The sequence below is a fragment of the Arthrobacter sp. FW306-1B-G06A genome (genome assembly GCF_058781765.1).
Genome location: NZ_JBYSXB010000017.1, coordinates 21,422 through 34,301 on the forward strand (window position 1 = coordinate 21,422; position 12,880 = coordinate 34,301).

Here is a 12,880-nt window from a genome sequence, read left to right on the forward strand (position 1 = left end):
TGTTTCTTTCTAGGCCGTGCCTGACACAGTCCACCGCCACAGTCCACCGCCACAAGAAATTCAACGAGGAGTTCCATGCGCATCGCCCGACTGAAGACCCCTTCCGGCCCCCAGCACGCTGTCCTGCGCGATGGACGCTGGGACCACATCGAGGATCCCTTTGCCGAGGTCCTATCCTTCACCGGAGAATCCAGTTCCGCGGACGACGCCGAGCTCCTCGCCCCGGTCCGGCCTTCCGTGGTGCTCGGAATCGGGCACAACCTGGGCAACAACAACCACGTACTGCCCATCCAGGCCTGGCACAAGTCCGTCCACAGCATCGCCGGACCCGGTGACGACATCGTGGCCGTGCGCAACGCGGGCACGGTGAACGTGGAAGGCGAGTTGGCCGCCGTCATCGGAAAGCGGGCGGAAAAGCTCACTGCCGAGAACGCCTTGAGCCACGTCCTGGGCTACACCGTGGTCAACGACGTCACCAACGTGGATCAAAACCACGTCGACGAAAAGCTCTTCCAGGGCAAGTCCGGCACCAACTACACGCCGCTCGGACCGTGGATCGAAACCGGGATCGAGGACCCGGACAACGTCAGCACCGAGGTAGTAGTCAACGGCGAGGTCAAGGCCCGGTCCGGGTCCTTCAACCTGCCATCCTCCATCACGGATTGCCTCGTCTATGTCACCGAATGGCTGACCTTGGAGCCGGGAGACATCATCATGACCGGAGCTCCGAACACCTTCGTGGCTGTCCAGCCCGGCGACCGGGTGGACATCACACTGGGCGGCATTGGAACCCTCAGCAACACGGTCATCTGACTCGCAGTTGTTGTCGTTTTGGAGCCCCTAAACGACAACAACTGCGAGTTAGTTGGGTGCGCGTGGTGCCTAAAGCTGGGCGAGGACCTGCGCCGGCTTGTTCGTGGTGATCTCGTGGATGCCCAGGCCTTGGCAGAGGGCAACATCGTTCTCCGAGTCAACGGTCCACACCCGGAAGCGGCGGCCTGATTCCAGCCAGCGCTGGACGGTGCGGGCATGCTTGCGGACGTAGTCGATGCCCGGGCCGGCGAGTCCAACCTCGCAGTCGTCGAGGATCCGTTCGCCCTCCTGCTGGGCTGCCTTCATCACGTTGGCCACGGCTCCCCCAGTGATGACTCCCAGGCCCAGTTCATCGCGGACTTCTTCCACCGTGACGTCGTCCACGAGCTGGCAAATGTGCTCCGCGGGAACGAACTGGAGCAGGTGCTTGACCGAATCCGGGCTGAAACTCATGAAGGAAACCTGGATGTTGTCCAGCATGGAGGTCTCCGCGTTCCACCCTTCCCGGCCGAGAAGCTCCAGCACGCGGTCTTCAAGCTTGAGCTGGTACGGGCTGGGGTGCTTGAGTTCAATAGCCAGGCCAATGGTCCTGCCGGCACCACGCAGGATCTCCAGCAACTCCGGGAGCGTCAGGAGCTGGTCCGATTTTGCGCCGTACTGGTCCGGAATCCGGGCGCCCTTCCAGGAAGAGAAATCCAGCTGCCGCAGTTCTTCGAGCGTCTTCTCGGCAACGGGACCGGTACCGTCGGAGGTGCGGTCCAAGTTCGCGTCGTGGAGCAGGACAACGTGCTGGTCCCGCGTCAGGTGGACGTCGCACTCGACGCCGTCGGCGCCGTCGGCGATTGCCTTCAGGTAGGCGGCACGGGTGTGCTCGGCAAATGCTGCACTGGCTCCGCGGTGGGCGTAGACCATGGGCCGCGTATTTTGCTCTGCACTTTGGTCTGGGCGACCGGGCTCGTCATTCGTCATGGGGACACGGTAGCCCACGTCCATGACAGCGACGGGGCTACGCTGGGCACATGCAGGTGAACTCTGAACAAATCCCGGTGACGGACAGCGATAGCGACCTGACGGCGGAGGCCACCCGGAACGCAGGTGCCGGGAACAGCTCCACGGTTGGGTCCGGCGTCGGGCAACGGAACGGCGACGCCGAAAAGGCGGCTGCCCTGCGTCGGATGAAGTCGGTGGCGCTGGCGCTCCTGATTGTGATGGCGGTGGTTTTCACGGCCGCTTTCGCCCTGCAGAGGCAGTATCCGTGGCTGGAATACGTGCGGGCCGCTGCCGAGGGCGGCATGGTGGGAGCGCTGGCCGACTGGTTCGCCGTCACTGCGCTGTTCAAATACCCCATGGGCCTGAAGATCCCGCACACCGCCATCATTCCGCGGCGCAAGGACCAGATCGGCGCTTCGCTCGGGGAATTCGTGGAGACCAACTTCCTGTCCGAGCAGGTGGTTCAGGAGAAGCTCGCGAGCATCGACATCGCCCGGAAAGCCGGCACGTGGCTCGCATCCCCGGGTGGCCCGGAGCGCATCGCCAAGGAAGGTTCGGCACTGATCCGCGGGGCGTTCACCGTGCTGAACGACGACGACGTCCAGGCAGTGATCGAGGGCATGGTCCGCAAGCACCTGCTCACCCCGCCGTGGGGACCGCCCGTAGGCCGGATGGCCGAACGGATCTTTGCCGACGGCCACCACCACAAACTCGTCGATCTGCTGGTTGACCGGGCGGCTGATTGGGTGGAAGCGAACCACTCCACGGTGAACCGGCTCGTGTCCGACCGTTCGCCCCTCTGGGTTCCTTCCTTCGTGGACGACATCGTGGGAGACAGGGTCTACAACGAAATCTCCAAGTTCGTCCGGGCGGTGCAGCAGGATCCCGACCATCAAGTGCGCCAATCGATCGATACATACCTCGGTGATCTTGCCCAGGATCTCCAGCACGATCCGGCAATGATCGCCCGCGCGGAGGCAATCAAAACCCAGGTCCTCGGCGATCCCGAGGTCCGCGAACTTGCCTCCCGCACGTGGGGCACTATCAAGGACGCGCTGCTCACCGCCGTCGACGATCCCGACAGCGAATTGGCACAGCGCTTCAAGAGCGCCGTCCGGGACTTCGGTTCGCGGCTTGTCAACGACGACGAGCTGGCGGGCAAGGTCAATGCCTGGATCGGTGATGCTGCCGGGTACCTCGTCAAAACGTACCGTTCCGATATCGCTGGGGTCATCACGGACACCGTGGCGCGCTGGGATGCCGAGGAAACCTCGCAAAAGATCGAGCTCCAGGTAGGTAAGGACCTGCAATACATCCGCATCAACGGCACCGTAGTGGGGTCGCTGGCCGGGCTCGCGATCTTCACGGTAGCGCACTTGGTGTTCGGCTGACGCAGTCCGGTGGAGGGGACCTTCAGCCGAGGAAATGGATCCGCTGGCCGGGGCGGGCTTGGCCCAACAAGTCCAGATCGGTGCGACGCACCACGGCAATCACAGGGTAGCCACCCGTCACGGGATGATCTGCCAGGAATACTGTGGGAAGGCCCGACGGCGGCACTTGCAGTGCGCCGAGCACCATGCCTTCGCTGGGCAGTTCCTCGAGCCGGGCCTGGGTGAGCGGGCGGCCCACCAGCCGGGCACCGATCCTGTTGGAATCGGGCGACAGGGTCCATTCCTGGCTGACCAAGCGGCGCCAGGAGTCGGGGTCGAACCAGTCCGCCCGGGGGCCGCGATCCACGCGGGCTGTGATGGCGCGCCCCGGATCAGGAGCGCGGCGGATGGCAGGGAGGACATGCGCATTGTTAACGGTCCCCGAACCCGTACCCGAAACCAGGCCATTGCCCGCGGAAACATGCCCGATTCCTAGCTGCTCACCCGATGTCAACGGCGCTGGGCCTTCACCGGAGAGCATGTCCGTGCTGCTTGAACCGAGGAGCTTTGGCGCGTCGATGCCGCCCTGTACCGCCAGGTAATATCGCAGTCCGAACAGAGGGGAACCGAAGTCCAGCACGGCGCCCGGGGCCACCCGGACGGCTTGGTTCAGCGGAATCTCGGCCCCGTTGAGTCTCACGATTCCCTCGGCACCCGCCACCGCGATCGTCGACGCCGTGACGAACCGCAGGCGAAGCCCACCCAGCAATATCTCCAGCCCTGCCGCCTCCGCGGGATTCCCCACCAGCAGGTTGGCAAGGCGAAGCGATTGCCGGTCCAGCGCGCCGGAAGGGCTCAACCCCAAGGAAGCCCAGCCCTGCCTGCCAAGGTCTTCCACCAAGGTGAGGGGGCCGGGGTTCACCACCACTATCCCCATCAGGCCTCCACGAATCGGACCAGGTCACCCGGCCGGATCAGCGCGGGCTCGGCCTTGGACGCGTCCCACAGTGCCGCCGTCGTGGTTCCAATCAGCTGCCACCCGCCCGGAGAGGATCGCGGGTAGACGCCGCTGAACTCGCCCGCGAGGCCAACAGAGCCAGCCGGCACGGCGGTGCGTGGGGTGTTCCGGCGCGGAACGCGGAGCCGCTCATGCGTGGTGACCAGGTATACGAAGCCGGGCGCAAAGCCGGAAAATGCGGCAGTCCACTCCGAGCTCGTGTGAAGCTTGACCACTTCGGCTTCGCTCATGCCGAGGAATTGTGCCGTTTCGGCAAGGTCCGGGCCACGGTAGGAGACCTCGATGGTCACTTCGCGGCCCGAACTGGCGACGTCGTATGCCGGTTCTGCGGACTCCAGCCAGTCGCGGACGTCGGAAGGACGGATCGTTTCGGGATCGAAGGTGACCAGGACAGTGCGGGCGGCGGGCACGACGTCGATGATCCCCTCCGGCATTGAACTGCCAAACGAAGCGCCGGCCCCGGTCAGCCCGCGGTAGTACGCGACGACGGCGGTCAGCTCGGGCAGTTCCACCAAGAAAGCGCTGTCGCCGCAGGGCAAAAGCTCCCGCTCAAGCGAAGGATTCAATCTCCACTCCAGCTTCCTCGAGGCCGGCGCGCACCGCCGCCGCCAGTTCGACAGCACCCGGGGTATCGCCATGGATGCACAACGAATCGGGCTGAACCCGCACCACTGTGCCGTCCACGGCCAGCACCTCGCCCCGCACGGCAAAGCGCACAGCCCGCTCGACTACCGCGCCGGCGTCGTGCACCACCGCGCCTTCCTGCGAGCGCGGCACCAACGTTCCGTCCGGCATGTAGCCGCGGTCCACGAACGCCTCGCGGAACACCGGGTGGCCGGATTCCTCGGCGAGGCGCAGCAGCGCCGAGCCCGGCAGGCCAAGGACGGGTAGCCCGGGATCGTAGGCGTGAATCGCAGCCACTACTGCTTCGGCCTGCTCGACGTCGTTGACGATCCTGTTGTACAGGGCACCGTGGGGTTTGACGTAGTCCACGGAGGCGCCCACCGCGTGGGCCATGCCGTCGAGGGCACCGAGCTGGTAGAGGACGTCGCCGAAGAGCTCATCGAAGGACATGTCCATCGATCGGCGCCCGAAGCCGTGCAGGTCCCGGTAGCCCACGTGGGCGCCCACCCGGACGTCGAGCTCGAAGGCGGCACGGCAGCTGTCCAGCATGGTCACCGGGTCCCCGGCGTGGAAGCCGCAGGCGACGTTGGCGCTGCTGACGATCCGGAACATTGATGCGTCGTTCCCCATGGTCCAGGAGCCGAACGACTCCCCCGAATCAGCGTTGAGATCCACTATTCCCGCCTTCCAGCGCGTTCTGGCGGGCGGCTGGGAGTAGCTCGCCCGGAATGAAGTCCGGCATGGGACCGAATGCTTCCCTCGCCGAGGCCGCTACGGCACGCCCCATGACGCGGTTTCCGACTCCGCCCACCACGGCCCCCACGCCGAAAGGCAGGGCCCGGCCGAGGAAGGCGGCGCCTTGGCGCTTGACGAGCCGCTTGAGGAAGGCGCGCTGGATGGCATCGCGAATGACCCCGAATCCTCCGCCGGGCAGCTTCTTGGTGAGGGTCATGCCCCAGGCCTGGGTGATTCCTTTGCCTCTGCCGAGCGATTGTCCGCTCAGGGCACCCAGCAGGGCCGTGCCTTCCTCGCCGAGCATGATGGCCATGACCATGGTTCGCGCACGGTCCGGATCGGTGAGGCGGATTCCGTGGAGTTCGGCCAAGGAAGCGGCGTACAGTGCGGTTCCTTCCAGGAACCCGATGGTGGCAAGCGCGGAAAGGCCCAGCGAGGCCGCGGTGCCGATGCCGGGCACGACGGCGGTTGCCCCGACGGCGGCTCCCCCGCCGGTGACTGCGGCGAGGTAGTCGCGCTCCAGTTTGGCGGCCAGCTGCGCCGCTGTGGCCTGCGGGTGTTTGCGTTGCAGGCGGCGCAGGTTGGCCAGGACAAGGGGACGTTGGACCTCGACGGCCCGGAGCAGCACGTTGTGGACACCGGGTTTGGCATTGCCGCTGGCGTCGAACATGGCGTTGTGGGCCGTTTCCTGCGCAATCTTTACTGCCTGGTTGGGTCGCTTTGCCATTCTTCACCTCTGCATTCAGCCGTTGAATTCGTTGGGTAGTTCCTTGCCTAGCCTAGGCCACACGCCCCCTCCCCGGCGTAGACTTTAAGGCGTTCGCGGGAACAGTCCAACGAAGGACAGGAAGCATCCGGAATGAACAAGGCACCAGATCCGAACGAAGTCCGCCATCACAGCGACGCCCCTGCCGAAGGGGAAACGGAGGGTTGGGTGTCGCACGATACCGGCCTTCACAGCCAGGAACCTGCCGAAGGGCCGGATACTGACGACGCCCCCGCATAGTAGCGTTGAGGCTGCGAAATCGGGGGGCCGAAAGTGGCTTCGCACGGGGTGCTCGTCTCTCCGGGGGATACTCAACCGGGGCAATTGTTGGCGCGCGTCCTTGAGGAATTGCGCGCTTTGGAGAAGCACGACGCCGCGAGCTTCCGCGCCGTCCGCCGCAGGGTTTCCGCGGAAATCGCCACGATGGACGCGGCCGTCGTCTTCAATCTCGCCGAAGGGCTCGTCCAGGCGGGCTTTGACTGGGAGGGCTGGGAGTTCATCAACGCCCACCAGGCGGCTTTCGCTGAGCTGACGCGGGCCCGGCTTGAACACTTGGGAGAAGGCATCACTACGTGGGGGCAGGCTGATGCTTTTGCGACCGTTTTGGTGGGACCCGCGTGGCGCGAAGGGCTCATCTCGGACGCCGACGTCGACGGCTGGGCGCGGAGCCCGGATCATTGGTGGCGGCGCATAGCGCTTGTCTCCACAACGGTGCTCAACACGAGGTCACGCTGGGGAACGGGAGATACGCAGCGGACGCTCGGCGTCGTCGGCATCTTGATCAACGATCGCGACGACACCGTGGTCAAGGCAGTCAGCTGGGCGTTGCGGTCCTTGGTGCCGTGGGATCCGCGCGCAGTCCGAACCTTCCTGGAAATGCATGAGACTGAGCTTGCCGCCCGGGTGAAGCGCGAGGTGCGGACCAAGTTGGAGACCGGGCTGAAATCGCGGCGGCGCAGCGTTCACAGCACCGATCTTTCCCAATGAAGCGTCCACCGATCTTGGGAGCGAAGGCATGCACGTAGCCTTCATCTGTCTGCCCGCGGCGGGCCATGTGAACCCGACGTTGCCGGTGGTCGCCGAGCTGGTTCGCCGGGGCCACCGGGTCACCTATGCGACGTCGGCGAAGTATGCGAAAGCGGTCGAATCTGCTGGTGCCGTGTTCTTTCCCAGCGGAGAGGATCTGGCGGCCTTCCTCCCGCCACGCGATCGTTCCGCGAGTGGCAGCCCGACGCCGGCAGACGGCGGCGCAGCGCCCGCTAGTGGAGGTCCGTCACCGATGCCGGGGATGTTCGCGGGAATGCCGTCCGGAATGATGTCTGGACTGCTCGATCGGATTCTCAAGGGCGCAAGGGAGGAATTCCCGGCGCTGCTGGCCCGTCTGGCCGAGGACCCGCCGGACGGGGTGGCCTACGACGCAATGACGCTCTCCGGGAAGATGGCTGCCGCGAAGCTGGCCTTGCCCGATATTGCGTTGCTTCCGAGCTATGCCACCAATGAACATTTCTCGATGCGGGATCTCATGCCAGGGCCGCCGCCGCCAGGCATGATCGAGGCCTGGAAACAGGTCAGCCGGCGGATTAATGATTTCGCCGCGGAGCATGGCGTGGGCCATCTGCAATTCATGGGAGGCCCTCCTGCATCGTTGAACATCTCCTTCATCCCGAGGGAATTCCAGCCCTCGGGAGAGACGTTCGATGCCAGGTTCCATTTCGTAGGCCCATGCCTTGGCCTACGGGGCAACGAGGAAGCCTGGCGGCCCCGGGCGAAGGACAGGCCCCTGTTGTTCGTCTCACTGGGCACCACCCCGTTGAATGACCGGCCGGATTTCTTCAGGATGTGCTTGGAAGGATTTGCCGGCACCCCTTGGCAAGTCGCCATGGCAATCGGAGAGCGCGTCGAGGGGTCCGAGCTGGGGGACATCCCGGAGAACTTTGAGGTACGGCCCTTCTTTCCGCAGCTCGAAGTCCTGCCCCACGCCGACGCTTTCCTCTCCCACACCGGGATGAACTCGACCATGGAGGCGCTCTATTTCGGGGTGCCTTTGGTGGCCTTCCCGCTGCAGCCCGAACAAGGGGCCAATGCACGCCGCGTGGAGGACTTGGGGCTCGGGCGGCGGCTCCCCCTGGAGGGGCTCTCCCCCGAACTGATCCGGGACACGGTCCTTGAAGTCAGCGGCGACCCTGTAGTGCGCGGCAAGCTCGAGGCGATGAGTGCGCGGGTGCGATCAGCGGGCGGGGCACCGGCCGCGGCGGACGCGATTGAGGAGTTCCTGGCTGCATCGACTGCTGCGTAAGTGTCGTTTGGATGGGCGCAGCGGCCGGCACTCGGTTGGGGCGAGCCATTCGGATCAACCGCAAAGTTTCGAAACATAGCTTTTAGGGACTCACCAACGTCGCCATCGCAACAGAACGCGCGCCTCAGGGTTCCCTTAGTGAATTCCTCGGTACTGACATAACCGACAGGGGCGGCCCTTGTCTGCGGTCGGCGCGCTGGTAAGGTTCCTTCAGCGGCGCTTCGTGCCAGGCCGCCTAAATGCTTGTGGGGGAACAATGGCAGATGGTTTTTCGAAGCGGCGGTCAGCAAAGATTGCGACGTTGCTGTTGAGTTTGATGGGTTTCTTGTTCGCAGGCAGTGGCGCCGCTCAGGCGGTCGGTGCCATTTTTGGACAGGTTCCGGCCGTGCCGCTGACGACGTCCGCCAGTCTGGGGACTCCAACCCAGCCCGGTGCGTACCGGTCGATGACGCCGACCAGAGCCTTGGACACGAGGACCAGCGCACCGGTTGGGCCCGACTCAACTGTGGAACTGAATGTGGTTGACATGGCAGGTCTGCCGGTGAGCGGCGGCGCCGTGGTCTTCAACCTGACAGTAACGGAACCGGCATCGTTCGGTTTTGTGTCCGCGTATCCCAGCGGCACGAACCGCCCCCTGGCGTCGAACTTGAATTACTCGAAGGGTCAGACGGTGGCGAACCTCGTCACTGTGACGGTCGGGGGCAACGGCAAAGTGACCCTGTTCAACCGATCCGGCGGCACCGTGCAGCTCATCGCGGATATCGAGGGGTATTACCTTCCGGGGGCACCTGTTGTGCCCGGTGCGTTCGGTTCAGTCGCGCCCGCCCGGGTGCTCGACACCCGGAACACCGGGCCGGTCGGCGGGGACTCCGAAGTTTCCTTCAAAGTGGCCGGGACAAATGGTGTTCCCGCAGATGCTGCGGGCGTGGTTTTCAACCTCACCGTCACCGAGACTGATTCGTTCGGCTTCGTTGCGGCTTACCCGTTCGGCGGAGCCCGGCCGACGGCTTCAAGTCTGAACTACTCAAAAGGGCAAACGGTGCCAAACCTGGTCTCCGTTCCCATCGGAGGCGACGGAAAGGTCACCCTTTTCAACCGCTCCTCTGGCAAGGCACAACTGATCGCAGACGTCGCCGGATACTACGCCGCAGGCGTGCCGTCCGGAACTGGAACCTTCGTGCCGGTGACGCCATCGCGGTTTCTGGACACCCGGCTGAGCGCAGCCGTTGGGTCCGACACCGCAGTTTCTTTCCCCGTCTCAGGTGTTCAGGGTATTCCGTCCAAAGTAGCTGCAGTGGTCTTCAACCTGACGGCGACTGAACCGAAGTCCTTCGGATTCGTCACCGCCTACGCCGGTGGGCCAGCCCGCCCCACCGCGTCGAATCTGAACTTTTCAGCAGGACAGACCATCGCAAACCTCGTCACCGTCCCCGTCGGTGCAGACGGTACGGTCACACTGTTCAACCGCTCCGGAGCGAGCACCCAGCTTATTGCGGACGTCGCAGGCTATTTCGTCGCGCCCGAGGCTGCGGGTCCTCCCGTGACGGCAACCATTCCCGTCGGCAGCCAACCGCAGAATATTGCCGTGGACACCGCAACCCACACGGTGTACGTCGCGAACAAACAGGACGACACCGTCTCGGTGATCAATCAGGGCGCCGTGACCGCAACGGTGAATGTCGGCCGCCAGCCTTCCGGGCTGGCTGTGGATCCATCAACGCACAACGTCTATGTGGCCAATAATTGGGGCAACTCAATAACCGTAATCAACGGCACCACGGTGACGGACACAATAGCTGTCGGCATCTCCCCGACTGCCGTTGCCCTTGACCCAGAAACACACACTGTCTATGTGACGAACTCCCAGTCAAACACGCTTTCCGTGATCGACGGCTCGCAGGTTACCGCCACCATCGACGTCGGTCGAGATCCTGAGGGCGTCGCAGTAGATTCTGCCTCACACACGGTTTACGTCACAAGCAATTCGGACGGCACGCTGTCCGTTATCGACGGCAACGCAGTTACACGGACGATGGCCCTGGGGATCGGACTGGTTTGGGTGGCGGTAGACCCCAGTACTCACACGGTCTACGTCGTCAACTGGTCCACCGAGAAGCTGCTAACCATTAAAGGGACCGCGGTAACTCAGACAATCCCCTACAGCATGATGCCGTACGGAATTGCCGTTGACCCATTGACTCACACCATCTATATCCCGCACCTCTATTCAGACATGGTTTCAGTAATCAACGGGGGTACGGTGACGGCCACAATCCCAACGGGCAGCGCACCTGCCGGCTTAGCCGTGGACCCGGGCCTAGGAACCCTTTATGTAGCTAACGCAGTCAGTAATACGGTGTCGGCGATCAGTAACCTATGAGCGCGGCGGCCACGTTCTCAGCACGAGAAGTCCAGTTTGGATTTTGCTCTGCAGGTTCGGCGTCTGTCACGAGCAAGAATCCCAGGGGAACTAGGCAACCAGCTCGCTTGTCACTGGTGTGGGAGTGTCTGCGATCGGGAATACTATTGCCGCCCAGCCGGGGCTGAAGGCAGGTGCGAGTCCGCATCGCCGCCTCGAGCTCGTCGACGGTGGTCTACGGGTGTGGATCAAGGCGCTAACGATCCACACCGGGCTGACTCCTTGGCTCCATTTCCACGTCCGGGCAAGGCGCCTCCATGGCCATCGAAGACGCCATCGCGCTGGGCCGATCGCTCCGGGGCACCTCGCCCGGCGACATCCCCGGTGCCCTCGCCCGCTACGAGAAGGAACGCCGGAACCGGGCGGAATCGGTGGTGGAATGGGGCCGCCGGAAGGCCGCCCCGAAGATCCGCGGCCAGTTCAAGCGCGTCTTTGAAGACCTTGTGCTGAAGGCCGTCTTCCGCTCACTCGCCCGGAAGACGGCCGACAACTTCGACTGGGTCTATCGCCACCACATCGACTGGGATGCGCCGGCGACGGCGCCCGCCGTCCTCAATCGATCCGCTGCTGAGTAAGGTGAGAGTGCCGGTGGGGAGCCACCGATCGCTAGCTGCTTGGCTGCAGTTTGCTCATCTGAGCACCCCTTGGGAGCTGGGCGTGAAAACGTTTTGTACGTTGCTGAACTGATCGTTTGTAAGGATGCCCTGGGTCATGACGGGGTTGAGGATCTGACCCGTGAAGCCCTCTCCGAGACGCACAGCCCCGGAAGTGGAGGGAAGGCGGCTTTGGGTCGAGGTTGCGGCCGTGGTCCAGGTTGAAGTGGTACCTCCCGAGGTCACAGTAATGCGCAACTGTTGATTGACCTTGTCAAAGACCGCAGAAATGAACATCCAGGCGCTCTGGGCCCGCGGCGATTCCTGGACCTGTTCGAGGGCGTTGCCCGTAGTCCAAGTATCCAGTTCGGGCCGGCCATTCGGATCCAACCTCAGTGCCCCGCCCGGGGCTCCGGTGTCGGCGATCTGCGCGATCAATGACTGGACAGTGTTTCCCCCGGGTGCCGGATTGGTGGGGCAGAACCACCCGGAGACGCTGAAGCTCTCCGCCGTATTTACGGCAGGCGACGCTGTCGTCCCGAACTGGCCTGGTGCACCGTTCAGTTGAAGGGCATTCATCTTGGTGCTCCCAGGGTATCCCGCGCTCGGATCTCCCTCGCAAGAACCAGTGGCAATAGGCCTTCCGCCGACTTGGGTAGCAACGGGCACCCAATTCCCTTCGCTCGGTGCGGTGATCGGGAGCACGGCAGTGGGCACGGGCACGGCATTTGCCACACTGAACTGGTAGGTCGTCGGATTGCTAAAGCCGGCGTCGTTGAACGCCCAAACGCTGATAAAAGTGAAGTAATCAACAGACCCCACCGTCGCTGTCGCTTTCCGTCCTTCGGCCGGACAGACCACCACAAATTGCGCGACCCGAGGGGTGTCACAGCCGAGATTGACCGGGAATGACGAAACTGGAGCTCCACTGACCGAGTAAATAAAACCCTTTGCCGGATACGTGCCCTGCTCACTAATGGTGAAATCGTATTGCCCCACACCGACAGTCCCTCCACCATTGACGGTGCCGGTGTTGGTTCCTGGGATGGTCGTGATGGTCGTGGGCGGTGTGATGACCGGCGTCGCCGGCGGCATGAGTTGGCCCATGAAGTAACCCGAAACATCCGCAATCAGATCGGTGGTCCCGGCGGAACGGTTGAACAACGTCACCTTCCCGTCGGCTCCCACCGGCACAGTCACGGAGTTCGCCACGGTCTGACCAACACCGAAGTTCACATTCGACGCATTCGGACGCT

At 63.8% G+C, this 12,880-nt stretch carries 13 protein-coding genes; 7 read left to right on the top strand and 6 right to left on the bottom strand.

Features of this window, described 5'->3' with window-relative positions:
* The first annotated feature begins 75 nt into the window (after positions 1 to 75).
* Positions 76 to 813, top strand: coding sequence for a fumarylacetoacetate hydrolase family protein (locus AC3WJM_RS10655; RefSeq protein WP_492271858.1), 738 nt, complete (start codon positions 76 to 78; stop codon positions 811 to 813).
* Between the two features lie 69 nt (positions 814 to 882).
* On the opposite strand, the gene AC3WJM_RS10660 is transcribed toward AC3WJM_RS10655, so the two are convergent.
* A complete protein-coding gene (locus tag AC3WJM_RS10660) occupies positions 883 to 1,725 on the bottom strand; it encodes a glycerophosphodiester phosphodiesterase family protein (protein WP_492271859.1) in 843 nt (280 codons plus the stop codon).
* Positions 1,726 to 1,988: 263 nt separating this feature from the next.
* Between AC3WJM_RS10660 and AC3WJM_RS10665 the strand changes: the two genes are divergently transcribed.
* Positions 1,989 to 3,194: a DUF445 domain-containing protein gene (locus AC3WJM_RS10665; protein WP_253257274.1), complete on the top strand. Its 1,206-nt coding sequence runs from the start codon at positions 1,989 to 1,991 to the stop codon at positions 3,192 to 3,194.
* 22 nt (positions 3,195 to 3,216) lie between these two features.
* Here the strand turns inward: AC3WJM_RS10665 and AC3WJM_RS10670 are convergent, their stop codons facing one another.
* From AC3WJM_RS10670 to AC3WJM_RS10685, 4 genes are read right to left on the bottom strand one after another with little or no spacing between them, the layout of a single operon-like run.
* Positions 3,217 to 4,110, bottom strand: coding sequence for a 5-oxoprolinase subunit C family protein (locus AC3WJM_RS10670; protein ID WP_492271860.1), 894 nt, complete (start codon positions 4,108 to 4,110; stop codon positions 3,217 to 3,219).
* Positions 4,110 to 4,757 carry a 5-oxoprolinase subunit PxpB gene (pxpB, locus tag AC3WJM_RS10675; protein WP_306960270.1) on the bottom strand — a complete coding sequence of 216 codons (648 nt, stop codon included), beginning with the start codon at positions 4,755 to 4,757 and terminating at the stop codon, positions 4,110 to 4,112. The genes AC3WJM_RS10670 and pxpB overlap by 1 nt, the downstream gene beginning before the upstream one ends.
* A complete protein-coding gene (locus AC3WJM_RS10680; RefSeq protein ID WP_284991100.1) occupies positions 4,741 to 5,490 on the bottom strand; it encodes a LamB/YcsF family protein in 750 nt (249 codons plus the stop codon). Before AC3WJM_RS10680 ends, pxpB begins: the two co-directional genes overlap by 17 nt.
* Complete coding sequence (locus AC3WJM_RS10685) at positions 5,474 to 6,277, bottom strand: hypothetical protein (protein ID WP_284991101.1); 804 nt, start codon at positions 6,275 to 6,277, stop codon at positions 5,474 to 5,476. Before AC3WJM_RS10685 ends, AC3WJM_RS10680 begins: the two co-directional genes overlap by 17 nt.
* Before the next feature lie 132 nt (positions 6,278 to 6,409).
* Here AC3WJM_RS10685 and AC3WJM_RS10690 point away from each other — a divergent pair, with 132 nt between their 5' ends.
* From AC3WJM_RS10690 to AC3WJM_RS10710, 5 genes are all read left to right on the top strand, one after another.
* Positions 6,410 to 6,556: a hypothetical protein gene (locus tag AC3WJM_RS10690; protein ID WP_306960266.1), complete on the top strand. Its 147-nt coding sequence runs from the start codon at positions 6,410 to 6,412 to the stop codon at positions 6,554 to 6,556.
* Between the two features lie 33 nt (positions 6,557 to 6,589).
* Entirely contained in the window at positions 6,590 to 7,303 is a 714-nt protein-coding gene (locus AC3WJM_RS10695; RefSeq protein WP_148667512.1) for a DNA alkylation repair protein, read from the top strand.
* 28 nt (positions 7,304 to 7,331) lie between these two features.
* Positions 7,332 to 8,612 (top strand): macrolide family glycosyltransferase, encoded by a 1,281-nt coding sequence (locus AC3WJM_RS10700; protein ID WP_492271861.1) that lies wholly within the window; start codon positions 7,332 to 7,334, stop codon positions 8,610 to 8,612.
* A gap of 526 nt (positions 8,613 to 9,138) precedes the next feature.
* Positions 9,139 to 10,992, top strand: coding sequence for a YVTN family beta-propeller repeat protein (locus AC3WJM_RS10705; protein ID WP_492271862.1), 1,854 nt, complete (start codon positions 9,139 to 9,141; stop codon positions 10,990 to 10,992).
* A 296-nt stretch (positions 10,993 to 11,288) separates the two neighbouring features.
* Positions 11,289 to 11,606, top strand: coding sequence for a hypothetical protein (locus AC3WJM_RS10710; RefSeq protein ID WP_284991108.1), 318 nt, complete (start codon positions 11,289 to 11,291; stop codon positions 11,604 to 11,606).
* A gap of 54 nt (positions 11,607 to 11,660) precedes the next feature.
* On the opposite strand, the gene AC3WJM_RS10715 is transcribed toward AC3WJM_RS10710, so the two are convergent.
* The coding region (locus AC3WJM_RS10715; protein WP_492271863.1) for a hypothetical protein at positions 11,661 to 12,880 on the bottom strand (1,220 nt) is incomplete at its 5' end.

What these genes read in the sequence shown, in the direction of transcription:
- AC3WJM_RS10655 (WP_492271858.1), top strand. Translation starts at nt 76, where the DNA reads ATGCGCATCGCCCGACTGAAGACCCCTTCCGGCCCCCAGCACGCTGTC.
- AC3WJM_RS10660 (WP_492271859.1), bottom strand. Translation starts at nt 1,725, where the DNA reads ATGGTCTACGCCCACCGCGGAGCCAGTGCAGCATTTGCCGAGCACACC.
- AC3WJM_RS10665 (WP_253257274.1), top strand. Translation starts at nt 1,989, where the DNA reads ATGAAGTCGGTGGCGCTGGCGCTCCTGATTGTGATGGCGGTGGTTTTC.
- AC3WJM_RS10670 (WP_492271860.1), bottom strand. Translation starts at nt 4,110, where the DNA reads ATGGGGATAGTGGTGGTGAACCCCGGCCCCCTCACCTTGGTGGAAGAC.
- AC3WJM_RS10685 (WP_284991101.1), bottom strand. Translation starts at nt 6,277, where the DNA reads ATGGCAAAGCGACCCAACCAGGCAGTAAAGATTGCGCAGGAAACGGCC.
- AC3WJM_RS10690 (WP_306960266.1), top strand. Translation starts at nt 6,410, where the DNA reads ATGAACAAGGCACCAGATCCGAACGAAGTCCGCCATCACAGCGACGCC.
- AC3WJM_RS10700 (WP_492271861.1), top strand. Translation starts at nt 7,332, where the DNA reads ATGCACGTAGCCTTCATCTGTCTGCCCGCGGCGGGCCATGTGAACCCG.
- AC3WJM_RS10705 (WP_492271862.1), top strand. Translation starts at nt 9,139, where the DNA reads ATGGCAGGTCTGCCGGTGAGCGGCGGCGCCGTGGTCTTCAACCTGACA.
- AC3WJM_RS10710 (WP_284991108.1), top strand. Translation starts at nt 11,289, where the DNA reads ATGGCCATCGAAGACGCCATCGCGCTGGGCCGATCGCTCCGGGGCACC.